This is a genomic window from Clostridium sp. BL-8 (genome assembly GCF_002006495.1).
Lineage (GTDB): Bacteria > Bacillota > Clostridia > Clostridiales > Clostridiaceae > Clostridium.
The window spans coordinates 96,460-121,191 of the sequence record NZ_LZZL01000012.1 but is presented as its reverse complement, the minus strand read 5'-3'; the positions used below and the strand labels follow the sequence as shown (position 1 = coordinate 121,191).

Sequence of the window (24,732 nt, the reverse complement as noted above, 5' to 3'; positions counted from 1 at the left end):
CTAAAATTGTAAAGTCACAATGGCAAACTCATGTCAGGTACATTAAAAAAGAGAGGTACTTTTACTTGAAAGTGCCTCTTCTCTTCGATTAATTTACTATGCTGTTGTAGTAGAAGTTGCTGTAGTTTTCCCTTGTCTAGCCTCTTTTCTAGCTTGATATGCTGCTTGAATTTTAGCACTTGCATCTTGAATCGATAATCCTGTTATATCGATTCCAAGTTTTGCAGCTCTTGCATCTTGAATTTTAATTCTAGCTTCTTCATTTGAAAGACCTGTTACATCAATTCCAAGTTTTGCAGCTTCTGCTTGATCTAATTTAGCTCTAGCATCTTTATTTGATAAACCTGTAATATCGACACCAAGTTTTGTTGCTCTGTTAGCAAGTTCAGCCTGAATTTTTGTATCGAAGGCTGCTTTTAATTTAGCTGCTGCATCTTCATTTGATAAACCTGTAATATCAACACCAAGCTTTGCAGCTTCAGCAGTTAGAACTTTAGTTCTAGCATCTTGGAGAGATAGACCTGTAATATCAATTCCAAGTTTTACTGCTTTTTTAGTAAGTCTTTCAAGACTATTAGCTTGAACAGCTGCTTCAATTTTAGTCCTTGCATCTGCATTTGATAATCCTGTTATATCAATACCAAGAACCGTAGCTTTTGCTGAAAGCTTATCAGTCGTATCTAAAGTTTTGACTTCAAGAGCTTCTTGTATTTTATCTTGTGATTCATCAAAGGTTAAGCCTGTAATATCAACACCAAGCTTTGCAGCCCTTGCGCTTTGAATTTTTGCTCTTGCTTCATCTGGAGTAAGACCTGTTATGTCTATTCCAAGTTTTGCCGCAACAGCTGCTCTTATTTTAGCTCTTGCTTGATCATTAGTTAAATCTGTAATGTCTATGCTGAGTTTAGCTGCTCTTTGAGCAAGTTTAGAAAGTGTAGCTGCTGTACTAGTTTGTTGTTCATCTGCAACTATAGTAGTTGTTGTACTTGATGTAGTAGTGTCATCAGCAAAAGCTGGAACAATACTTGATATTGAAACCATAGCTGCAATAGCAAGTACTAATAATTTTTTCTTTTTCATAATCATATCTCCTTGTTGTATAATATTTTTTGATTTAAATTATTAAAATTGGTTTTATGTAACAAGCTAATAACTGGTTACAAATGCAGTATAAGGCCTCAATGTGAAATTTATGTGAAATATCTAGCATTATATAATTAAGAGTATCAAAGAATTAGACAAACTTGTGATAGTGGAATAAAATATTTAAAGAGAAAAAATAGAATAAAAACTGAACAAGGAGATAAGATGGATTCTAAATTTAAAGTTAAGCAAATCACGAAATTGTATGAGAGCTGCAACAAATGTGGATTACCAATAATAAATTGTATCTGTAATGTTGCGCCTAAAATAAAGACTAAAGCAAAGATATTAATATTATCAACAGAAAGAGAATTTAATAGACCTTCCAATACCGCTAGATTGCTGAAATTGATGAATGTAAAATCAACTGAACTAGTTCTTTGGGAGAGAACAAATACTCCTGAAAAATTAATTGAATACATCAATAGCGAAGAGTATGAAACATATATACTGTTTCCTGTAGAAAATGATAATTTATCAGAAAAAAATTTTAAATATAGAAGTTCAGAGAAAACTCCAGCATTTATTATATTGGATGGTACATGGAAAGAAGCTGAAAAGATATTTAGAAAGAGTTATTACTTAAAAAATCTACCAAGAATTTCATTGAAACCAATTTATAAGTCAGAATATACGTTAAGAAAAGGTGCATCAGAAGGAGAACTGTGTACTATAGAAGCAGCAATCGAAGTACTTAAGTTAAATGAGGAATTTGAGAATGCACAATTAATTAAAGGTGTTTTTGATTTATTTATAAAAAGTTTTAAAGCAGGAGTTAATGGAGTGAAGTTAGAATATTAGACAGGGATTCTAGCATTATAAAATATATTACATTTAATGGAGAATAGTTTGATTTACGTTTATAATGACTTATACTATAAATATAGCGTAGGAACGATAAGTATTTTTTCTGTGGACGTATATATGATACTTAAAGCTTTAAAAAATTATATTTGTTATAATATAGATATTTAGTGAGGTGATTATAATAATGGAGTCAATAAAAAAAGCTTCAGAAATGAAGTATAGAAAAGACAAAAAAGGAAACAAGTTATCCATACTAGGTTATGGCTGTATGAGGTTTACTAAAAAAAACGGGAATACTGACATAGATAAGGCAGAAAAAGAAGTTATGGAAGCAATAAATAATGGAGTTAATTATTTTGATACTGCTTATGTATATTCAGGCAGTGAGGCTACTTTAGGCGAAATTTTAAAAAGAAATAATTGCAGGGATAAAATATATATTGCAACAAAGCTTCCTCATTACTTGATTAAATCGCAAAAGAGTTTAGAAAAATATTTTAATGAGCAATTAAGAAGACTTCAAACTGATCATATTGATTATTATCTTATGCATATGCTTACGGACGTGAAGACATGGGAAAGGTTAAAATCATTAGGCGTTATAGAATGGTTAAAGGAAAAGGTTGAAAGTGGGCAAATTCGTAACGTTGGTTTTTCTTATCATGGAAACACAGATATGTTTATTCAGCTTCTAGATGCTTATGATTGGGACTTCTGTCAGATTCAATACAATTATTTAGATGAACATAGTCAAGCGGGAAGAAGAGGTCTTGAAGCAGCTAATAAAAAAGAACTTCCTGTAATCATAATGGAACCTTTAAGAGGTGGAAGATTAGTTAATTTATTGCCAGAGAAAGCTAAGAATATAATAAAAGAGAATTCAAGGAAACGTACTCCAGCAGAATGGGCATTCCGTTGGCTTTGGAATCAACCTCAGGTTACCTGCGTGCTCTCTGGAATGAACTCCCTTGAAATGGTTCAGGAGAATATAAAGGTTGCAAAGGATGTAAATTCAGGCGAATTTACAGAAGAGGATTTTGATCTTATAGAACAAGTTAAGAGTGAAATAAAGAGAAACATTAAAGTAGGCTGCACAGGCTGTGCTTATTGTATGCCATGTCCTAAGGGAGTAGATATTCCTGGAACTTTTCATTCTTACAATATGATGTATGCTGAAAATAAGGGAAATGGCAGAAGAGAATATCTCATGTGTACAGCACTTAGAAAAAATCCAGCCAGTGCCTCACAATGTGTTGAATGTGGTAAATGTGAGCAGCATTGTCCACAGCATATAGAAATTCGAAAAGAACTAAAAAACGCTCGAAGAGAGCTTGAAACACCTATATATAAAATTGCAAAAACTGCGGTGAAATTATTTAAGGTATATTAGTTTTTGAGAGTTTGATTAAATTACAATATATTAGGAGCTAATGAAGATATATAATCGGTTATGCAACAACTTAATATTAATAATTGGTGTATAGTTATCTATGCACCTTTTTCTATTTATTTAAATTTATTTAAATTATAAAATACTACAAATATATCTTTATATGGTAAAGTGGTATAAAAAAACAATAATAGAAATACGCTAACCTCATATTTTATGGGTGATCATAACCGAAATGTTTTGAGAAATAAACTAAAAGTGCATAATAAATATTATTGACTTTCATAAATATTTAACGTAGTATAAAATTATACTTAGTACAAAAATATATGGAGTACAATTTTATTTTCGGTTTAAAGTAAATATTTTAGGAGGAATCATAAAGATGAATAGAAGAGAACGTAAAAAGGAAATAACTAAAGAGATTATAATTGATAGCGCATTAGCTCTCTTTAAGGAAAAAGGCTTTCAAGAAACATATATGGAGGAAATAGCAGTAAAATCAGATGTTTCTAAAGGCACATTATATAATTACTTCCAAGATAAAGAGTCTATAGTATCCGCATACTTTAAGTCTCTTATAAATAATTATAGTAATAATTTTAATGAGGTTAGTGAAGAATTTAAGAAAAATGGAAATATAGAAGAAACGTTAAATAGTATCTTGGATTTTATAAATCATATATATCAAAATAATATGGAATTTACAGCGATTTATTTTAGATATAGAATGCAGACTCTTTTTTATACAAATCCCATTGAAAATCCACATAGAAGTGGGTTAGAAGGATTGATCTCAGAAATTGTAAAAAATGCACAGGAAAATAATCAACTTAGAAAAGATATTTCTTCAACTATTTTGGCAAGAAATTTTCAATTTCTACATATGAATTATTTCATTTCAAGTGTTTATGGAAATAAAGATATAAATTTAGAGGCATCAAAAGCTCAGATTATAGAATTGTTTATAAATGGAGCAGGGGCACAAAAGAATTAGAGGGAGATGATTACTATGGGAAATAAGTACACATTATATTTTGATGAAATAGATAAGAAGGATTTACCGCTTGTGGGTGGTAAAGGTGCAAATCTAGGAGAGATGACTAAGGCTGGTTTTCCAGTTCCTTTTGGATTTTGTGTAACTACAGAAAGTTATAAGGAATTTATAAATTACAATAAACTTTATGGTTTTATTGTAGATGAAATTAAAGATGCAAACCTTGAAAATATTAGTACCATAGGAATTAAAATAAGAGAGAAGATAGAACAATCAGAAATGCCGAGAAAAGTAGAAGAAGAAATTATAAAAGCAGCTAACCAGATTGGAATCGATAACTATTATGCTGTTAGATCGAGCGCTACTGCAGAAGATTTAGCTTTTGCATCTTTCGCAGGTCAACAAGATACTTATCTTAACATTAAAGGAAAAGCTTCACTAATTAATTCTGTAAGAAATTGTTGGGCATCATTATTTACTGATAGAGCTATACTCTATAGATTACAAAATAAAATTCAGCATGAAAAGGTCCATATGTCTGTGGTGGTTCAAAAAATGGTGCTTCCAAATATAGCTGGTATCATGTTTACAGCAGACCCTGTATCAGGTCATAGAGGAGTTATTTCTATTGATGCAAGTTATGGACTTGGAGAAGCTTTAGTATCTGGTCTTGTATCTCCTGATATATATAAATTTAAGAAAGAAAGTTTGGAAATAGAAAGTAAGAATATAGCAGACAAGAAAATGGCAATAATGCCTATTCAAGGTGGCGGTACAAAAACAGTGGACATAACAGGTGAAAAATCTATTAGTCAGGTAATGAAGGATTCTGAGATTAAAAAACTTGCTGAACTTGGAATGGAAATAGAAAAGCATTATGGCTGTCCTCAAGATATTGAGTGGTGCTTAGAGAATAGTAATTTGTATATAGTGCAAAGTCGTGCTATTACATCATTGTTTCCAATTCCAATTCCTATGCCTAAAGACGGTGATATGCATACCTATATCTCTATAAATCACCTTCAAGTTATGACAGATCCGATTTCTCCTTTAGGGATAGATTTATTTAGAGACATGCTGCCTTTTGGTAAAAATATTAAAAGAGAAGAAAAATATAAGATTTTGGCTTCAGCAGGTGGTAGAATTTATGCGGATGTAAGCGGACTTATGCATTCTAAGAAAATAAAGGAGAAGCTATTAGCATTATTAACAAATGCAGATGTCTTGATGGCAGAAGCTTTAATGGAACTTTCAAAAAGGAAAGATTTTAAGGAAACGTTTAAAGAAAAGAGAGTCAATCTTAAACCCTTTTTGAAATATATAGCCCCTGCTGCAGTTAAAGTTATAAAAAATCTTGTTTTCACTAATCCTGATGGAACAATAGAGTTTATGAATAAATATATTAAGCAACGTGAAGAGGATACCTTGAAAGCTATTTTAAATGCAAATCAAGGTGTTGAAAGATTAAATGTAATCTGTGAAAAAGCTAGCCTTTATGAAGATGCTAAGAAAGTAATTCCATATTTGGCTCCGGGAATTATTACATTTAAGGTACTTGAAAAGTTAGAGATTAAGCTTTTAGGAACAAGTAATTATACTAATATAATTACAAAAGGTTTAGAAGGTAACATTACCACAGAAATGGGATTGCTTACTGGAGATTTGGCAGATATGGTAAGAAAATCTCAAAGTTTAATTAATGAATTTGAAAATGAAGATTATGAGACATTGCCTTTAAGAATAAATAAAGTTAAAGGAAATGATGAGTTCAAGAGGTTCTTTAATGATTTTATAAATCAGTATGGAGTACGTGCTTCAGGAGAAATAGATATAGCTAGGGAGCGTTGGATAGAGAATCCAGAGCCACTTGTAAAATCTATACTTGCGACTGTTAGAACTTCTAAGGAAGGAGCTCATAGAGAAGAATACAAAAATACTATAGAAAAAGCAAAAGCTGCAGCAGAAAATATGATAAAAGAAATACAAGCTAAACACGGAAAATTTAAAGCTAAAATTGCAAGTAGGCTCATATTAGTTTTAAGAAATGATTTTCCAATAAGGGAACACCACAAGTTTATGATGATGAGGCTTTGTATGATCTTTAAAAATGCACTCCTTGAAGAAGCAAAAGTACTGGTTCAAAAAGGTCATTTAAATGAGGAAAAGGATATTTTCTATATAAGTTTCGAAGAACTATATAAAGCAATTGAAAATAATGAAAGTCTTAAGGAATTAGTAGAACAAAGAAAAGAAGAATATGAGCATTACAAAAAACTAAATGCTCCTCGTGTTATTACAAGCGAAGGAGAAGAAATAAAAGCTGGATACAAGAGAGAAAATCTACCTGAAGGAGCTCTTATAGGTATTCCAGTTTCATCAGGAATAATAGAGGGCATTGCAAAGGTAATAACTGATCCTTCTAAGGCCGGTTTAAATAAAGGTGAGATTCTTATAGCACCATTCACTGATCCAGGATGGACGCCACTTTTTATAAATGCAGCTGGATTGGTAATGGAAGTTGGAGGCCTATTAACTCACGGAACTGTGGTAGCTAGAGAGTATGGAATACCAGCAGTTGTAGGAATCTCAGAAGCTACCCAAAAGATTAAAACAGGTCAAAAAATTAGAGTAGACGGAAATAACGGGTATGTGATGGTAATAGAAGAATAGGTGATGCTTTTGGGATTTTAGTTGCACTTTGTTTGACTGAATTAATTAATGATATTATTTAATTCAGTCATTTATTATGATTTATTTTGATTCCGCCATTTACTAGGAGTTATATTATAAACATTTTTAAAAGCTTTGGAAAAATAAAATTGATTTGGATATCCTGTGAGTTCAGCAATATCTTTAATTGATATATTCTTGTCTTTAAGCATTTCACAGGCTTTAGAGAGCCTATATTTTATTAAAAATTCCTGAGGTGTGGTTTTCATAGAACTTTTGAATATCTTTCCAAAATAACTTCTATCAAGATTGCACCACTTTGCAATATCTTCAACAGAAATGTTATTGTTATAGTTCTTTTCAATATAATTTATAGCCTCTCTAACATAGAATTCCTGAAGGTTGGTAGCTTTATTCGTATTGTTAGAAGCAGAATTTTCTAAAAGGGCATAAAAAATAAGATAAGTATGCCCAAGTATAGCTGAATCTGGTGCACTTGGATTGTTTAGTAAAAATCTAAAATTATCTATAATAGAGTTCTCAAAATTGTATTCCTTTGGTATATATATTGGATTTTTTGCGGATATTCCTATTTCATCTAAGTAGCGTTCAGCTTTCAAACCTTCAAATTCTATCCATATATAATTCCATGGATCATCTTTATCTGCTTCATAAGTGTTTATTATGTTTGGAGTTAATAAAAAACCTTCTCCAGCCTTTATATTATATATAGAAGTTTTATTTGTTCTATCATTAATTGAATAAAGTTTACCTTTTCCAGATAATATATAGTGAAAAAGATAGTGATTTTTAACAGTTGGTCCAAATGAATGCAAAGGATCACAGCGTTCTGAACCAAATTGATAGAGGATAATATCAACATAATTAACATTATTAAAAATAAAACTTTTAAAGTCCGCCATAATTTTCACCACCATTGATATTGTTTACAATACTGTATGAAATTAGTATATCATAAAATATGTGCTTTTGCGTCTATTATTAATCAATAATAAAACAATATAGCAAAAGAATATATTTTTAGCTTTGTTATTCCATGTATTTTATTTTTTTTTAGTGATAAAATTTAATCATGGAAACTAAGTAAATTCATATAAGGCAATATATAGGGGAAATAGCTATGCTAATAAGTAGGTTGTAAAAATTAAATATTTAGTTCTAGAAATAATATAAAAATTCTATATCAATTATTTTTTACTTACCTCTGTAAAGCTTTACTATAGTAATACATAAACGAAAATATATATTTTTATTTATAGGTTTCAAGAAATTTAAACTATAAATTTGGATTTTTAATATTAGTTCAACAGACTAATGTTGAGGATAAATATTAATAGGAAAATTAATTTTTATAAAAGCGGGAGGTATTATAATGAAAAAGAAAATTGTTTCTTTAATATTAGCTAGCGTAATGGCTGTTACCGGATTAATTGGATGTGGCAGCACAAAGACTGCTTCGACAAGTGGACAAGATACATCTAGTAGCAGTGGCAAAGATGTGCATATTACTTATGCGCTTTGGGACTCAAATCAAGCAAAAGGTATCAGAACAATGGCTGATGAGTTTGAAGCAAAAAATCCTGGAATAAAAATAGATTTACAAGTTGTGGGCTGGGATAATTATTGGACAATGCTAGAAGCAGCTGCAACAGGAGGTTCACTTCCAGATACTTTCTGGATGCATTCAAATGAAATTTATAGGTATGAATCAAATGGTATGCTTATGGATTTGACAGATAGAATTAATAAGAGTAGCGAAGTTAAATTGTCAAATTATCCAGAGGGATTAGATAAAATATACAATCTAAATAATAAGCAATATGCAATTCCAAAAGATTACGATACAATAGGCCTTTGGTATAACAAAACCATGTTTGATAAAGCTGGAATATCATATCCAGATGAAACATGGAACTGGGACAAATTATATGAAGCAGCTAAAAAGTTAACAACTGGTGATGGTAAACAATATGGTTTCTTGGCTCCATTACACAATCAAGAAGGATACTATAATTTTGTTTATCAAAATGGAGGAACAATTATAACTGATGATAAAGTATCAGGTTATGATAATCCTAAGACAATAGAAGCAATGAAGTTTTATGTGAAATTTGTTCAAGATGGATTATCACCAAAGATATTTGGTGATGCTGAACGTGCAGAAGCAATGCAAAATGGATTATGTGCAATGGGGCTATTTGGCTCTTGGAATTTAAGCGGCTTTACTTCAAATGATTATATGTCTAAAAATTTTAATGTTGCAGTATTACCTTCAGCAAATGATGGGAAGAGAGCTAGTATTTTTAATGGACTTGGAAATGCAATTTCAGCAACTACAAAACACCCAGAAGAAGCTTGGAAATGGGTTGAATACTTAAGCTCGAAAGAAGGACAAACAAGACAGGCAGAACTTGGAATAGCAATTTCTGCATATAATGGAACAGCTGATGCTTGGGTAAATTCCAATAAGACCTTTAACATAAAATGCTTTATTGATATGGTTAAGTATGCCCAAATAAGACCATATTCTAACAATACTGCAAAATGGGAAGATAAGGCTTATGAATTACTAAAAGGTGCCTTTACAGGTGAAAAAACAGTTGATGATGCCTGCAAAGATACAGCTCAAATGATGAATGATGCTCTAAAGGAAGAAAAGTAAACTATATAGAACTATTCACGGCAACATATGCATTTTGTTGCCGTAATTTTTAAAATAGTTGTAGAGGAGATGAATTTATGGCAAATGATACAACAATAATTAAGAAAAAGCCATCCAAGCAGACAATTAATGAGTGGAAATGGGCATATTTTTTAGTTGCTCCAACTATTATTGGACTTATAATATTGAACATCATACCAATCGTTCAAACGTTGTATTTAAGTTTTTTTAAAAGCGGTGATTTCGGAAAAGGAAATATATTTGTAGGTTTAAGCAATTATAAAAAGATGCTTGGAGATACACAAGTATGGCATGCGGTAATTAATACATTAAAATACACAGTTATAGTTGTTCCTGCAACAGTAATCATAGCAATGATTTTAGCCGTATTATTAAATTCTAAAATAAAGGGAAAAGGTACTTATAGGACTATTTATTTTATTCCAATGGTTGCGGCTCCAGCTGCAATAACAATGATATGGAAATGGTTATATAACAATCAATATGGACTTATTAATTATGTGTTATCGAAAGTTGGAATAAATCCTGTAAATTGGATTGATGATCCTAATATAGCTCTATATTCAATAATAATTATAGGCATATGGAGCACAATTGGATATAGTATGGTACTTTTAATCGCAGGACTTCAAGAAATACCAAGAGATTATTATGAAGCCTCCAGCATAGATGGTGCTAAGCCAGTTAGACAATTCTTTAATATTACATTGCCATTGGTATCACCAACGCTATTTTTTGTTGTAGTAACCAGTATAATTCAAGGAATGCAGGTCTTTGATGTTATTTATATGATGATTGATGTAACTAGTCCAGCATATGATAGTACGGTATCTTTAGTATATCTGTTTTATAACAGTTCCTTTAAATATGCAGATAAGGGTTATGGATCAGCAATTGTAATGCTGCTTTTAGTCATAATAATGATTATTACAGTATTTCAAATGAAAGCTCAAAAGAAATGGGTAAATTATATGTAGAAAGGAGACAAGCATTATGTTGAATATAAATAAGAATAAAAAACGCACAAAAATAGGCATACATTTAGTTTTAATTCTAGGAGTAGTGATTATGATAATGCCCTTTGCGTGGATGATACTTACATCATTTAAAAGTGTATCAGAATCTACTTCCATGAATCCTTTTATAATGTTCCCATCAGAATGGAAAATTGAAAATTATTTTGAGGTAATAAAGCAAAATGATTTTATTATGTTATATTTCAATACTTTTTCAATGATAATCTTAAGAGTAATTTGTTCTGTAGCCTTCAGTGCCATGGCAGCCTATGCCTTTGCAAGATTAAAGTTTCCAGGAAGAAACTTTTTGTTTGGAATAGTGCTATTTCAAATGATGGTGCCAGTTCAACTTTTCATAATTCCACAATATCTGATGGTAGATAAATTAGGTATGAGAAATACAGTATTTGCTTTATTATTTCCAGGATTTGTTAGTGCCTTTGGTACATTTTTGTTAAGACAGTTTTTTATGGGACTCCCAAAAGAATTAGAAGAATCAGCCAGGCTTGATGGATGTAATATAGGACAAACCTTTTTAAAAGTAATGTTGCCTCTTACAAAGTCAGGATTAGTTGCACTTGGAATATTTACAGCATTATTTGCTTTTAAAGATTTAATGTGGCCTTTAATTGTAAATTCAAATGCAGATGCAGCAACTTTATCTTCAGCCCTTGCCAAAATTCAAAGTGCATATTCAGTTAACTATCCACAATTAATGGCAGCCTCTGTACTTGCTATTTGGCCTATGCTTGCAATATATATTATATTCCAAAAGCAATTTATTGAAGGTATTGCAACTTCAGGTGGCAAGCTTTAATAACTAAGGAGCCAAAGAACGAAAAAACACGGGGAGGGATATCATGGCAATAAAATTTAATGAAAAGTCTAAAGAATTTCATCTATATAATAAAGAAATAAGCTATATAATAAAAATACTTCAAAATAATCAACTAGGCAATTTATACTATGGACAAAGGATACATCATAAGGAATCATTTTCTTATCTTTTAGAAGGTGGGGCTCGTCCTTTAGCCGCGTATGTATTCGAAGGTGATACAAGTTTTTCCTTGCAGCATACTAAGCAGGAGTATCCTTCCTATGGTACAACGGATTTTAGATATCCGGCCTTTGAAATAAAACAAAAAAATGGAAGTAGAATAACTAATTTTGAATTTGAAACTTATAACATTTTTAAAGGTAAAAAGAAATTAGAAAAACTTCCAGCAACGTATGTAGAAAACGAAAAAGAAGCTCAGACTTTAGAAATAATACTTTATGATAAATTAATTAAAACAAGATTAATGCTTAGTTACACTATTTATGAAGACTTTCCCATAATAACCAGAAATGCAAAGTTTATTAATGACGGGGAAGAAGAAATTACTTTGACAAAAGCAATGAGCTGTAGTTTGGATTTACCTGATTATGATTATGAAATGGTACATTTATGTGGAGCCTGGAGTAGAGAAAGGCATGTGAAAAGCAAAAGACTAGAGCAGGGAATTCAATCAATTTACAGCTTAAGGGGGGCAAGCAGTGCAGAGCACAATCCCTTTATAGCATTGAAGAGATCTGAGACGACTGAATTTGAGGGTGAGGTTTATGGTTTTAGTTTAGTTTATAGTGGAAATTTCTTAGGTGAGGTTCTTGTTGATACTCATAATACCTCCAGAATAATGTTGGGAATACATCCAAACATGTTCGAATGGGTATTACAGAAAAATGAAAGCTTTCAAACTCCTGAAGTAGTTATGGCTTATTCACATAACGGAATGAATGGAATAAGTCAGGCTTATCATAAATTATATAGGACCAGACTTGCCAGAGGATATTGGAGAGACAGAGTGCGTCCAATATTAATAAACAATTGGGAAGCCACAATGTTTAACTTTAATGAGGAGGTAATACTTAAGCTTGCTAAGACTGCAAAAGAGCTAGGAATAGAATTATTTGTATTAGATGATGGTTGGTTTGGAAATCGAAATAATGATAAATCAGGTCTAGGAGACTGGTATGTAAATACAAAAAAACTTCCAAGTGGAATTATTGGACTTTCTAAAAAAATAGAAGAAATTGGAATGAAATTTGGGCTCTGGTTTGAACCTGAAATGGTCAATAAAGACAGTGACTTATATAGAGCTCATTCAGATTGGATTATTCATACTCCAAACAGAAGTACATCACATTGTAGAAATCAATATACCTTAGATTTTTCAAGGGAAGAAGTAATTGATTATATATATGAATCCATGTCAAAAGTATTTCGGGAAGCTTCTATATCGTATGTAAAATGGGATATGAATAGATATATGACAGAATGTTATAGTGTTGCTAAAAGTGCAGAAAATCAAGGAAAAGTAATGCATGAGTATATTTTGGGAGTATATTCCTTATATGAAAGATTGACCTCTGAATTTCCTCATATTTTATTTGAATCCTGCTCGAGCGGTGGTGCAAGATTTGATCCTGGAATGTTGTACTATGCACCTCAATGTTGGACAAGTGATAATACAGATGCAGTAGAAAGAATGAAGATACAGTATGGAACCTCATATGTTTACCCAATAAGCAGTATTGGAGCACATGTATCTGAAGTGCCAAATCAACAAGTATTTAGAACAACTCCATTAGAGACAAGGGCTAATGTAGCTTATTTTGGAGCATTTGGATATGAGTTGGATTTAAATACCTTATCAAAAGAAGAAAAAGAAATTATAAGAGAACAAGTTAAATTTATGAAGGAAAAAAGAGAATTAATTCAAAAAGGAACTTTTTATAGATTAGTAAGTCCATTTGAAGGTAATGCAAATTCATGGATGGTTGTATCAGAAGATAGATGTGAAGCATTAGTTGGATATTACAAAGTATTAAATTGTGCCAATGATGCTTTTAAGAGAATTAAACTTCAAGGTCTTAATACAAATAAAAAGTACTATATTAATGACAATAAAAAGGAGATATTTTTTGGGGATGAGCTAATGTTTGCAGGTATACCTGTGAAAAAAGAAGAACTTTGTCAAGATGGAGGAGACTTTACTTCAGCAATATACTATGTAAAAGAAATAAATGAATAGTCATAGTTAAAGTGAAATGAATTCTTTTCTTTACTATAACTAAAATTTTAAGGCAAAGCCCGAAATGAAAGGAAGGTGAATTTTGAGATAAAAAGAATGCAGTATAATTTCATAATTGAATAAATCTTATAATTGGGTAAAAGTGAGAAATTTTGAGGAGGTTTTAGGTTTATGAAAAAAATTTTAGCAACGATTCTAAGTCTATGCGTTTTGGGAGCAATGACTCAAGGACTAGAAACAACGGCTTGGGCAGCTGATACCATGACTGTAGACTGCACAAATGTGCTTAGAGATGTAACGCATTGTGCAAGTGGTTCCCTTTACGGAATCACTGAAAATAAACCAGCAGATGTAAGTGGGCTTGTGGCTCCGCTTAAACCATATGTAATGAGAAATCCCGCTAGAGGAGCCTCAGGCAACCAACATGCTTTTGGAGCTGCAATACCTGTTTCGGATAGGCTTGCCTCAATTCCAAGTGCCAAAGTATCAATTGATTTAGCAGATATGCTTCCAGGCTGGCCATATCAGTGGCCAGGTATGACAAGCTGGCTTAATCAGGTGACTTCATTTATCAATGACAAGAAAGCATCTGGTCGTAATAATTATTATGGTTATGAAATATGGAATGAACCTGATGGGACCTGGAATTCTGCCAATGGAACTTTCAATGATATGTGGAAGCAGACTTACAATGTTATTCGTGCAAAGGATCCTAGCGCTAAAATCATAGGGCCTTGCTATAGCTATTATAATCGTACTACTATAAGTAACTTTTTGAGTTTCTGTAAAGCAAACAACTGTCTTCCTGATATAATGAGCTGGCATGAACTCAGTGGGATTGAGGGGGTATCATCACATTTAAGAGACTATAGTCAATTGGAAACTTCTCTTGGAGTAAGCCAATTGCCAATCAGTATAAATGAATATTGTGATTCTAATCATAACCTTGAAGGACAGCCAGGATCATCAGCACGTTATATAGCAAAATTTGAACGTTATAAGGTAGACAGTGCATGTATATCCTGGTGGTTTGTTCCTGCTCTAGGCAGATTGGGAAGTCTTTTAGCTACCGATACTCAAAAGGGTGCAGGCTGGTATTTATATAAATGGTATGGAGATATGACAGGAAAAATGGTCAGCGTAACACCACCAAATGACGACAGTAATTTAGTAGATGGAGCTGCGTGTGTTGATTCAAATAATAAGTATATAAGTTTTATTTTTGGAGGGCCAAATGATGGTACAATAAACACAACATTTAAAAACATTCCATCCTTTATAGGCTCAACAGCATCTGTAAAGGTGGAGAAGATTGATTGGGTAAGCAAGGATACAGTATCTTCTGGACCAGCTACAATTTCAACATCCAATTATTCTGTAGTTAATGGACAGATTACAGTGCCATTAACAGGCTGCAACAGCAGTTCTGGGTATCGTATCTACATTACTCCGGGAACTACTTCAGGAACTGGCGGCAGTGTATCTGAGGGAACATACAAGCTAATTAACCGCAACAGTGGAAAAGTACTAGATGTTTATAACAATTCAACAGCAGACGGTGCTGACGTTATACAGTGGAGCGATAACGGTCAGAATAATCAGAAGTGGATTATTACAAATACGAATAATGGTTATAAGCTTACAAATGCTAATAGCGGAAAAGTATTAGATGTTTATAATAGTTCAACAGCAGATGGTGCTGATGTTATACAATGGAGTGATAATGGACAGAATAATCAGAGGTGGAATATTATAGATGAGGGAAATGGATACTATAATCTGGTAAATGTCAATAGCAGCAAATTGTTGGACGTTGATAACGATTCAGTGGCAGATGGTGCCAATGTGCTACAGTGGAGTAGTAATGGTGGCTATAATCAGCAGTGGCAATTGGAAAAGTAAGATAAGTAAAACTAATATAATAAATAAAAACTGATTACAAAAAAATTCATGTAATCAGTTTTTTTGTTCAATTTCTAGTAATTTAATTTAACTTACTCTTGTGGCTGTTTTTTTGCATGTCAACACTTTAAGAAGTATTATTAATATCATATCAATTATTAACTGGGAATATTGCTCCAGCAGTATTTGATTCTATTATTTTAGGCAATCCAATCTTACGAGCACTATCATTATTCATATTAGTATTTAGAAAAGGTACATAAATTCCATTTTAAGAGGAACTTATTTGTTATTTTATAACATCAAAATACATGTTACCGTATACAGGTAGATATCACAGAAAAGAAAAAAATTAAAGGAGGAGAAGAGTGGATAATATAAATGGCAGATAAATATGAGCTAAAATCATAAAAAAAAGGAGAGAGAACATGGAAATAGAGATAAAAGATTTAAAAGATGTAGTAATAAATGGAGTTAGATTCTCATTTAAAGAAAATCATAATATATATAAGGAAAATTTCTTTGAATGGGTAGGATTCCCATTAGTTAGCAGTTTTAAAACTAATAATATTATGGCAGGCTTGTTACAGGGCTGGCATCATACACCAGAGTTTGATTTAATTGAATATCATGAAGACAAAGAATTATTTTATTTTTTTCAGGGAACATCATTAATGCTATTTGTTGATATTAATAATGGAGAACCTGTAATGGAAACCGTGCAAATTGTACGTATTCCAGCAGGAACAGAGTTGGAAATTACCCAAGGAAAAGGCCATTTTGTTCCAGTTGCAGAAAATGAAAAATTCAATGCAATTGTAATTTCGCCAGTTCAAGAGGCACCTAGATTACGATTAGTTGAAAAAGTTATTGGAAAATGGTTATAATTTTATTAGGAATTTGATAGAATAACCTTACAGATTATTGCAATAGTCTTTTATGATAAAATATAAAAAATCATAGAAGGCTATTTTGTTATGTAACTGGTGTTTTCCTATTAAATAAAAGAATTGTTGCATACTAATTAGGTATAATTTAGTTTAAAGAATTCTAGTGTCTTGCTATTTTTAATGGATTAAAATTGAATGATACATAAATTCCGTTTTAAAGGGAACTTATTTGTTATTTTACAACATTAAAACAAATGGTATCGTATACATATAGAAGACACAGAAAAGAAAAATGGAGGAGGCAAAAGAATGTATAACCTAAATGTAAGGCAAATTGAATTTCTAAACTTGTTATTAGAAGAGAAACAATATAAACCTATTAAATATTATACAGAATTCTTGAATGTGTCTGATAAAACTTTAAAGAAAGATTTAGTAGTAATTGAAGACTATTTAAGTAAATATAATGTTGAATTAGATAAAAAACGTAGTATTGGAATAATGATAAAAGATGTTATGAATGCAAAACTAATCCTACACAATATTCTTCAATTGCAAGAAAGTAAAAATGAAAAGATTTCGATTAATAATCGAAGAATTGAGATTATTAAGTATATGCTTATTGATTCACATAATAGCACTTCAATTCAAAAACTTTCAGATAAGTATTACGTTAGTAAGACAAGTATAGTTAATGACTTTAAGTATATAGAAAAATGGCTTTCTTCATTTAAGTTAAAATTAGAAAAAACAGTAGAGGGAACTCAAATAAAGGGATTAGAAGTAAATATCCGTAGGGCTATTGCATCTTTATTATTTGAATATTCAAATGGAGAAAGAAATGAAAGGACTATTGAAGAATTAGCAACACGTTTAGATGTAGTTACTTTAAATGGATTATCTGAGCTCTTTGAAAAAGACAAGATAATATATGTAAATAAGCTTTTACTTGATTTAGAGAAAAAATATAACTGCAGAATTGATGAACCATATTATATTAATTTACTTACGCATATTTTAATTTCAATGATAAGGGGGGTAAAAGGAAGGCCAATATACAAAAAGGAAAAAGGAGAAAACTTTAAAATAGGAAAAGAGTATGAAGAAGCAGTTTTATGTATTAGTAGTATTAATAGAGATTTTGGAATGAAATTAGATGAGGCAGAAGTTTATTATTTATATCAATATTTTGTATCATTTGGATTGATTAAAGAAGAAACGGAAAATGAAAATAAAGTAATAAATAAATTAGATTATATAGCAATAACATTTAGAGATAAAATGATCCAATGTATAGAAGAAATTTTGCAAATAAACATTACCAGAGATCAAGGTATAATGGATAAATTATTACTTCATATACGTCCAATGCTAAATCGTATGGAATATGATATTCAAATATCAAATCCGCTCATTAATCAAATAAAAGAACAATATCCTGTTCTTTTAAATATATGTAGAGTTGCTGGGCTTATGGTATCTTATGAATTAAAACAAAAAATAATTCCCATAGATGAAATTGGATACTTAACAGTATATTATCAGCTAGGATTAGAGAATTCTTTCACAAAGAGACGAGTTTTAGTTGTTTGCCATAGTGGTTATGGAACATCTCAATTGTTAAGTACAAAACTTAATAGGCATTTTCCAGAATTTGAGATTGTAGAAAGTATTTCTGCAAGTGGAATTGTTAATAGAAATCTTGATGACATTGATTTTATAATTTCAACAGTTCCATTGGATTTAAAATGCAAGCCATATTTATTAGTATCAACTTTTTTGAATGAATGTGATGTTAAAAATATATCTGATTTTTTACTTAATAATGAAAACAAGAATCTGAAGATACCGGTTACAACTAAATTTATTGGAGAATGGTTATGGGAAGAATTAATCTATTTTAATAAAACAGAAAATAGGGTCAAGAAAGAAATTTATAAAAAGCTCAAGAAAAATATTACCTTTAATAAAATAGATTTTAACAGAAATTTGATATTGCAAATAGGATTTTGCAAAAAAGAATGCATACTTGGGCTTTCGATGAATGATATAGAGAATAATGAGAAACAATTAACATTTTATATTGCTATGGAAAATATTGAAGTAATGACTCATTTATTAAAAGAAATAGTAAGTTTCAATATTAAAGAAAATTACGCTAATTATTTGATGAAATGTAAGAAGGAAAAGGATGTAAAGCAATACTTTAAACTAAATAATGAAGGTGGTATGAAAATGGAAGTAGATTTAGCAAAAGTAATACAAAAAGAAACAATAAAATTAGATATGGCTGCAACAACAAAAGATGAAGCATTAAAAGAACTTACAGAATTGTTATATGATACGGGAGTGCTTTCTAATAAAGAAGCATTTTTGGAAGATGTGTATTATAGGGAAACTTTAGGGGTAACAGGTATAGGAAATCAAATTGCGATTCCTCACGGAAAATCTAAATTTGTTGATAAAACATCAATAGCTTTTGGGAAAACAAGAGCTGATATTAAATGGGAGAGCTTAGATGATAATCCAGTGCATTTCATTATTTTATTTGCAGTAACAGAATCTGATAAAAATAGTGTTCATGTCAGATTGCTTTCAAAAGTAGCAGCAAAATTAGGAGATGATGAAGTATGTGAAGCTTTATTAAAAGCTAAAACTCCAGAAGAAGTATATGACATATTTACAAGAACAGAGGAAATTTAATAAGATAATCATTTGTTATATTGCTTATTAACTATCTATATTTATATAAATATTAAAAATACGAAAGGAGAAACGTATATGAAAATTGTAGGAATAGCAGCTTGTACATCTGGAATTGCACATACTTATATAGCAAAAGAAAAATTAGTGCGTGCAGCAAAAGCATTAAATCATGAAATTCACATTGAGACTCAAGGCACAATTGGAACAGAAGATGAACTTAGTCTTAAAGAAATTAAGGACGCAGATGTGGTAATTATTGCAGCTGACATTAAGGTAGGCGGCAGAGAAAGGTTTAAAGACAAGAAGGTTATTGATGTTTCAACAGATATTGTAATTAAATCTCCAAAAGCACTTATTAACAAGATTCAACAAGAGCTAGGTTTGTAAAAAATTTAAATATGAGGGGAGAACTTATTATGTTAAAAAAATTAGAATTAAAAAAGCACGCAATGACAGGAATATCATACATGCTTCCACTAGTTGTGGCTGCTGGTTTACTAATTGCTATTGGTAATTTGGCAGGGGGGAATCCATCATTAATTTCTGATTACAAAGCTTCCTACAGTATTTGGCAGGCAGCAGTTACATTGGGTGTATTTGGAATGCAGCTATTGCCAGCAGTAATGGGCGCTGCTATAGCATACTCAATTGCAGACAGACCCGGTATTGCACCAGGCTTATTAATGGGTATGGTAGCAAATGCTATGGGAGCTGGTTTCCTCGGAGGAATGCTTGGTGGATATCTTTCAGGTTATTTTGTAGTTTTTTTAAAGAATAATCTTAAAGTACCTAAGTGGGCTCAAGGTTTACTTCCAATGATGATAATTCCATTAATATCTTCAGTAGTCATTGGATTAATAATGTTCTTCGTTATTGGAAGACCAATAGCATCAATCTCAGCTTCCCTTACTTCTATGCTTAATAATATGCAGGGGGGGTCAAAAGCAATATTTGGACTAATTATGGGGGCTATGGCAGCATTTGATTTCGGAGGTCCTGTTAATAAAGTTGCTTCTCTTTTTGCTGATGGATTGCTACTACAAGGTGTTTATGGACCAGAAGCTATTAAGATTTGTGCATCTATGATTCCTCCTTTTGGTGTTACATTATCTTGGTTAATAAGAAGGGCTAGATATTCTAAAAGTGAAGCTGACAATATAAAAATTGCTTTTCCAATGGGAATATGTATGATTACTGAAGGTGTTATTCCAATTGCAGCTGTTGATCCACTTCGTGTAATATTCTCCTGCTCCTTTGGTGCATCGATTGGAGGAATGTTAATTATGTTATTGAATGTTGGCTCTCCAGTTCCTTCAGGAGGAATGTTTATTGTACCAGCTATGCAAAATCCTCTAGGCTTTTTAATTGCTTTAGGCGTTGGTTCTGTTATTACAGCAATTTTACTTGTAATTCTAAAAAAAGATTCAAAAGAACAATTGATTGAAGAAGAGGAGGAAGAAGAGGTAGATTTATCAGGTCTAGAAATAAAATAAAAATTTGCATAATAGATAGGAGAAAGTTTTATGTATGTTTCAATGACAGAAATGTTAAAAAAGGCAAATGAAGGAAATTATGCAGTCATGGCTATTAATTGTTTCAATTTAGAAACTGCAAGGGCAGTAATTAAAGCAGCAGAACTAGAAAATGCGCCTATAATAATTAATTTGGTTCAAGAGCACTTAATTGATCATTGCGATAGTGAACTAATAACTCCAATTGTAAAGACTTTAGCTAGTAGAACATCTATAAAGGTGGCACTTAATTTTGATCATGGGCAGGAAGTTTTATTTATAAAAAAAGCAATAGATGATGGTTTCTCTTCTGTAATGGTAGATGCTTCACGTTTTGGTTTACAAGGAAATATTGATATGACAAAGGAAGTGGTAAATTATGCACATCCAAAGGGGGTGAGTGTTGAAGGTGAAATTGGATGTTTAGGGGGAACAGAAGGCGGTGCATTTACAGACGACCATATGTATACGAATCCAGATGAAGCATTAAAATTTGCAAAAGAAACTGGAATTGATGCACTAGCAATATCAATTGGTACGTCACATGGGAATTACCCAGATGGAATGGTTCCAGAATTTGATTTTAAAAGATTAAAGACTATTAAGGAATTAACTAAAATGCCATTAGTACTTCATGGAGGTTCAGGTTCTGGAAGAGAGAATATTTTAAAGGCAGTTAAATATGGGATTAATAAAATAAATGTCGGCTGTGATTTTATGAATGCAAATGTTAAAGCTATTACATCAATATTAAAAGAAAGAGCAGATATTAATTATTACGTTTTAATGCATCAAGTTGAACGGGACAGTATTACTATTGTAAGAGATTATATTAAGATGTCAGGATCAAATAATAAAAATTAATATTAGAAAAATTTAAATAATAAATATTTAAAATAAAAAATTCAGATAAAAAGGAGAATGATATTATGTTAATCAATATGAAAGAGTTATTATCAGTAGCACAAGAAAATAAATTTGCTGTACCAGCCTTTAATACAAGCAGCTGTATGATTTTAAAAGGTGTCATGGAGGCAGCTAAAGAAAAGCAGGCTCCAGTAATTATTGCAATACATCCAGATGAATTATCATTTGTAGAAGATAGTTTTATAGCAAGCGTAAAAGAAGAGGCTTTTAAATCAGAGATACCAGTGGTTATTCATCTAGATCATGGTGGAACTTTTGAACAAGTTCTTAGAGCAATAAGATGTGGCTTCACATCAGTAATGATTGATGCTTCACATTTATCATTTGAAGAAAATATTGCAATCACAAAAAAAGTAGTTGAAGTAGCACATCCACTTGATGTTTCAGTTGAAGCAGAGCTTGGAACTATAGGAACAACAGGGAATGGAGGGGAATATGGAGCTGATAAAATAATTTTTACAGATCCAGAGAAAGCAAAAGAGTTTGTTGATAGAACTGGAGTAGATACATTAGCAATTGCTATTGGAACATCTCATGGAATTTATCCAAAGGATATGAAGCCAAAATTAAGATTAGATTTATTAAAAACTATAAGAGAAATTGTAGAAATTCCATTAGTATTGCATGGAGGGTCAGCTAATTCAGATGATGAAATCGCAGAGTCTGTAAAATTAGGAATATCTAAAATAAATATTTCTAGTGACATTAAAGATGCATTTTATAAGAAATGCCGTGAAATATTAACAGAAGATTTAGGTGCTCGTGAACCAAATGCTATTTATCCACCATGTATAGAAGCTATGAAGGAAGTTATTTATCATAAAATAAGTTTATTTAATGATGAAAACAAAGTAAAATATTACAACAAATAAAAAGCAGAAAAATAAAACATTCCAAATAATTTTTAGTATAAATAGTCTGCATCCACTTAATTTCAGCATTGAACTTATGAAATTAACTGGATGCAGACTATGTTACTTATGGATTATTATTTTACGGTATTATCAAAACAAGGAGGTAAATAAAATGAATAAAATAGGAATAGATATTGGAGGAACACAATTAAGAGTTGCCATCTTTGATGAAAGTGAAAAAATTATTAAAAGGGTAAAATTCAAAAATGAAAGAGATCTTGGATGTGTAAAAAATTTGAGTAAATTAGTTGACTTCATTAATAGTGAAAAAGAAAATTATGAATTCCTTGGAATTGGAATTGGTTGTCCAGGTCCATTAGATATCAAAAAAGGGAAGATTCTAAATCCTCCAAATTTAATTGGATGGAATGAATTTAATATTGTTGAGTTCTTTGAAAAAGAAACATTTCTAAAAACCAAACTAAATAATGATGCTAATGTTGCTGGATTGGCTGAAGCTTTATATGGAAATGGAGAGGGATATGAATCAGTATTTTTTATTACAATATCAACTGGAATAGGTGGAGCCTATATACTAAATAATAAAATAATAGGTGGAGCTAATTCTGCAGCTGCCGAAATTAACAATATTATTATTAATGAAGATAAATATTCCCACAATGGTTTAAATTATGGAGGACTAGAAGGTCAATGCAGCGGTACTAATATTGCAAGAATAGCTAGTGAAAAGTTAAATGAGAATTTAAATACAAAAGATGTTTTTAAATTATATTATTTAAAAGATAAATTAGCTGTGCAAATCATAGAAAATTTTTGTGAAAATATAGCTAAAGGCATCGCTAATATATGTGCAGTAGTCGATCCAGACATTTTTATAATAGGAGGCTCTGTTGTTATTCATAATCCACAAATAATTAGTAATATAAAGGAAAAAACAATGCCTAAAGTTCATAATCCTCAAACTTTAAAAATAAAAGTAGCAAAATTTGAAGATGATGCTGGTTTAATAGGTGCTTCTCAATTGGTTTAGTTAATATTTTACATTTTTTAAAAAATTAAGTCACAATCAAAAAAATAACAAGTTCATTTACATCTTGTTGAACCTGTTATTTTTTATGTGCCAATATAGATTTTTAACATAAAATTCTTAACAAGAAATTTCCAGTTATAGTGATTATCAAATATTTAATGTAGATAAATCTTTCGACATTCTCGAAATTAAGTTTATGAGCTTTCATAGCATTATATAAATAGTCTAAAACCCAAGTTCTTCTCCAATTAATATAACCTTTATCTTATTTGCAGGTTTGCTTGCTCTTGTTGTTACCAAATATGAACAAATACAATCTGGACTTAAACAACCTCCACAACTGCCTGTTACATAACATGGGGTTTTCGCATCTTGAAAATGTTGAATATTTGCTGGCCCGGCAATTGTTCTAGCTCTCTGCACTGCATCATCAAGGTTTTTTACAATTTTATTCATTCCAGCTACGACTATGACACTTTTTGGCCCAAAAATCATAGCAGCAACACGATTGCCATTTCCATCAATGTTAAATAGCTGACCATCTTCACTTATGGCATTACTACTCATTAAGAAAGTGTCACATAAAAGTGCCTTTCTCATAAGATCTGTTCGTTCTTCAGGACTTTTTGCAGTGTCCCTATCAATAACTTCATACCCCTTTTTTTTTACAAGTTCTTTTATGCCAATTTCATTTAAGGTTTCAGAACCACCCCAGGATACAACGTGACCTTGAGGAATTAACTCTAAAATCTGCTCAAGTGCTTCATCTTTGGTTTTACAATAATACGCATCAAAATGACGCCTTTTTAAAGAGTCAACTACTTTTGTACTCAATTTATCATAGCGTTTTTCTAATAGAGATTGTCTTGTCATTTAAACGTCCTCCTTATAAATATGCCTTATATCATTTCTTGAATTAAAATACTTTTATATTATTATGATATATTTATAACATAATTAACCATTTTATATAAGTATGCACTTTTTTGTAACATAGTATATGAAATGATACTAAGAGCATGTTATAATTTTGAAATGAGGAGTAGTAGATATATAGTATATAAATAATATATCAATTTGAATTAATATA

Annotated in this window: 19 protein-coding genes; 16 read left to right on the top strand and 3 right to left on the bottom strand. The window is 31.0% G+C overall.

The annotated features are described in order from the left end of the window. Positions 1-96: 96 nt before the first annotated feature. Positions 97-1,080, bottom strand: a complete 984-nt coding sequence (locus CLOBL_RS05695; RefSeq protein ID WP_077858130.1) for a hypothetical protein — start codon at positions 1,078-1,080, stop codon at positions 97-99. Between the two features lie 228 nt (positions 1,081-1,308). Between CLOBL_RS05695 and CLOBL_RS05690 the strand changes: the two genes are divergently transcribed. From CLOBL_RS05690 to CLOBL_RS05675, 4 genes are all read left to right on the top strand, one after another. After that, positions 1,309-1,944, top strand: coding sequence for a tRNA-uridine aminocarboxypropyltransferase (locus tag CLOBL_RS05690; protein WP_077858129.1), 636 nt, complete (start codon positions 1,309-1,311; stop codon positions 1,942-1,944). A gap of 190 nt (positions 1,945-2,134) precedes the next feature. Continuing rightward, positions 2,135-3,340 (top strand): aldo/keto reductase, encoded by a 1,206-nt coding sequence (locus tag CLOBL_RS05685; protein ID WP_077858128.1) that lies wholly within the window; start codon positions 2,135-2,137, stop codon positions 3,338-3,340. A gap of 385 nt (positions 3,341-3,725) precedes the next feature. Then, the gene (locus tag CLOBL_RS05680; protein ID WP_077858127.1) at positions 3,726-4,337 is read left to right on the top strand and encodes a TetR/AcrR family transcriptional regulator; all 612 of its coding nucleotides are present in this window, start codon (positions 3,726-3,728) and stop codon (positions 4,335-4,337) included. A gap of 15 nt (positions 4,338-4,352) precedes the next feature. After that, positions 4,353-7,007, top strand: coding sequence for a phosphoenolpyruvate synthase (locus CLOBL_RS05675; protein ID WP_077858126.1), 2,655 nt, complete (start codon positions 4,353-4,355; stop codon positions 7,005-7,007). A 74-nt stretch (positions 7,008-7,081) separates the two neighbouring features. Here CLOBL_RS05675 and CLOBL_RS05670 read toward each other — a convergent pair whose 3' ends face one another. Then, positions 7,082-7,930, bottom strand: a complete 849-nt coding sequence (locus tag CLOBL_RS05670) for an AraC family transcriptional regulator (protein ID WP_077858125.1) — start codon at positions 7,928-7,930, stop codon at positions 7,082-7,084. Positions 7,931-8,400: 470 nt separating this feature from the next. On the opposite strand from CLOBL_RS05670, the gene CLOBL_RS05665 reads away from it, so the two are divergent. The 12 genes from CLOBL_RS05665 (at position 8,401) to CLOBL_RS05610 (ending at position 23,642) form a co-directional block, all read left to right on the top strand. Then, positions 8,401-9,690, top strand: coding sequence for a sugar ABC transporter substrate-binding protein (locus CLOBL_RS05665; protein WP_077858124.1), 1,290 nt, complete (start codon positions 8,401-8,403; stop codon positions 9,688-9,690). Between the two features lie 77 nt (positions 9,691-9,767). Then, a complete protein-coding gene (locus CLOBL_RS05660) occupies positions 9,768-10,688 on the top strand; it encodes a sugar ABC transporter permease (protein WP_077858123.1) in 921 nt (306 codons plus the stop codon). Between the two features lie 16 nt (positions 10,689-10,704). After that, positions 10,705-11,544, top strand: a complete 840-nt coding sequence (locus CLOBL_RS05655; protein WP_077858122.1) for a carbohydrate ABC transporter permease — start codon at positions 10,705-10,707, stop codon at positions 11,542-11,544. A 43-nt stretch (positions 11,545-11,587) separates the two neighbouring features. Next, complete coding sequence (locus CLOBL_RS05650) at positions 11,588-13,801, top strand: alpha-galactosidase (protein WP_077858121.1); 2,214 nt, start codon at positions 11,588-11,590, stop codon at positions 13,799-13,801. 171 nt (positions 13,802-13,972) lie between these two features. Then, positions 13,973-15,703 (top strand): RICIN domain-containing protein, encoded by a 1,731-nt coding sequence (locus CLOBL_RS05645; protein WP_077858120.1) that lies wholly within the window; start codon positions 13,973-13,975, stop codon positions 15,701-15,703. Positions 15,704-16,131: 428 nt separating this feature from the next. Then, positions 16,132-16,590 (top strand): hypothetical protein, encoded by a 459-nt coding sequence (locus CLOBL_RS05640; protein ID WP_077858119.1) that lies wholly within the window; start codon positions 16,132-16,134, stop codon positions 16,588-16,590. A gap of 312 nt (positions 16,591-16,902) precedes the next feature. Further along, positions 16,903-19,296 (top strand): BglG family transcription antiterminator, encoded by a 2,394-nt coding sequence (locus tag CLOBL_RS05635; protein ID WP_077858118.1) that lies wholly within the window; start codon positions 16,903-16,905, stop codon positions 19,294-19,296. A 78-nt stretch (positions 19,297-19,374) separates the two neighbouring features. Then, complete coding sequence (locus CLOBL_RS05630; RefSeq protein WP_077858117.1) at positions 19,375-19,686, top strand: fructose PTS transporter subunit IIB; 312 nt, start codon at positions 19,375-19,377, stop codon at positions 19,684-19,686. Between the two features lie 29 nt (positions 19,687-19,715). After that, on the top strand, positions 19,716-20,792 hold the full coding sequence (locus tag CLOBL_RS05625) for a PTS fructose transporter subunit IIC (protein WP_077858116.1): 1,077 nt from the start codon (positions 19,716-19,718) through the stop codon (positions 20,790-20,792). Positions 20,793-20,822: 30 nt separating this feature from the next. Then, positions 20,823-21,674, top strand: a complete 852-nt coding sequence (locus tag CLOBL_RS05620; RefSeq protein WP_077858115.1) for a class II fructose-bisphosphate aldolase — start codon at positions 20,823-20,825, stop codon at positions 21,672-21,674. A 65-nt stretch (positions 21,675-21,739) separates the two neighbouring features. Continuing rightward, positions 21,740-22,609: a ketose-bisphosphate aldolase gene (locus CLOBL_RS05615; protein WP_077858114.1), complete on the top strand. Its 870-nt coding sequence runs from the start codon at positions 21,740-21,742 to the stop codon at positions 22,607-22,609. A gap of 154 nt (positions 22,610-22,763) precedes the next feature. Then, a complete protein-coding gene (locus CLOBL_RS05610) occupies positions 22,764-23,642 on the top strand; it encodes an ROK family protein (protein ID WP_077858113.1) in 879 nt (292 codons plus the stop codon). Between the two features lie 225 nt (positions 23,643-23,867). On the opposite strand, the gene CLOBL_RS05605 is transcribed toward CLOBL_RS05610, so the two are convergent. Beyond that, entirely contained in the window at positions 23,868-24,515 is a 648-nt protein-coding gene (locus CLOBL_RS05605; protein WP_077858112.1) for a lactate utilization protein, read from the bottom strand. Positions 24,516-24,732 lie beyond the last annotated feature (217 nt).

Bases quoted from the DNA above. Each gene is read 5' to 3' on its own strand.
- CLOBL_RS05695 (WP_077858130.1), bottom strand. From the start codon at position 1,080: ATGAAAAAGAAAAAATTATTAGTACTTGCTATTGCAGCTATGGTTTCA.
- CLOBL_RS05690 (WP_077858129.1), top strand. From the start codon at position 1,309: ATGGATTCTAAATTTAAAGTTAAGCAAATCACGAAATTGTATGAGAGC.
- CLOBL_RS05685 (WP_077858128.1), top strand. From the start codon at position 2,135: ATGGAGTCAATAAAAAAAGCTTCAGAAATGAAGTATAGAAAAGACAAA.
- CLOBL_RS05680 (WP_077858127.1), top strand. From the start codon at position 3,726: ATGAATAGAAGAGAACGTAAAAAGGAAATAACTAAAGAGATTATAATT.
- CLOBL_RS05675 (WP_077858126.1), top strand. From the start codon at position 4,353: ATGGGAAATAAGTACACATTATATTTTGATGAAATAGATAAGAAGGAT.
- CLOBL_RS05670 (WP_077858125.1), bottom strand. From the start codon at position 7,930: ATGGCGGACTTTAAAAGTTTTATTTTTAATAATGTTAATTATGTTGAT.
- CLOBL_RS05665 (WP_077858124.1), top strand. From the start codon at position 8,401: ATGAAAAAGAAAATTGTTTCTTTAATATTAGCTAGCGTAATGGCTGTT.
- CLOBL_RS05660 (WP_077858123.1), top strand. From the start codon at position 9,768: ATGGCAAATGATACAACAATAATTAAGAAAAAGCCATCCAAGCAGACA.
- CLOBL_RS05655 (WP_077858122.1), top strand. From the start codon at position 10,705: ATGTTGAATATAAATAAGAATAAAAAACGCACAAAAATAGGCATACAT.
- CLOBL_RS05650 (WP_077858121.1), top strand. From the start codon at position 11,588: ATGGCAATAAAATTTAATGAAAAGTCTAAAGAATTTCATCTATATAAT.
- CLOBL_RS05645 (WP_077858120.1), top strand. From the start codon at position 13,973: ATGAAAAAAATTTTAGCAACGATTCTAAGTCTATGCGTTTTGGGAGCA.
- CLOBL_RS05640 (WP_077858119.1), top strand. From the start codon at position 16,132: ATGGAAATAGAGATAAAAGATTTAAAAGATGTAGTAATAAATGGAGTT.
- CLOBL_RS05635 (WP_077858118.1), top strand. From the start codon at position 16,903: ATGTATAACCTAAATGTAAGGCAAATTGAATTTCTAAACTTGTTATTA.
- CLOBL_RS05630 (WP_077858117.1), top strand. From the start codon at position 19,375: ATGAAAATTGTAGGAATAGCAGCTTGTACATCTGGAATTGCACATACT.
- CLOBL_RS05625 (WP_077858116.1), top strand. From the start codon at position 19,716: ATGTTAAAAAAATTAGAATTAAAAAAGCACGCAATGACAGGAATATCA.
- CLOBL_RS05620 (WP_077858115.1), top strand. From the start codon at position 20,823: ATGTATGTTTCAATGACAGAAATGTTAAAAAAGGCAAATGAAGGAAAT.
- CLOBL_RS05615 (WP_077858114.1), top strand. From the start codon at position 21,740: ATGTTAATCAATATGAAAGAGTTATTATCAGTAGCACAAGAAAATAAA.
- CLOBL_RS05610 (WP_077858113.1), top strand. From the start codon at position 22,764: ATGAATAAAATAGGAATAGATATTGGAGGAACACAATTAAGAGTTGCC.
- CLOBL_RS05605 (WP_077858112.1), bottom strand. From the start codon at position 24,515: ATGACAAGACAATCTCTATTAGAAAAACGCTATGATAAATTGAGTACA.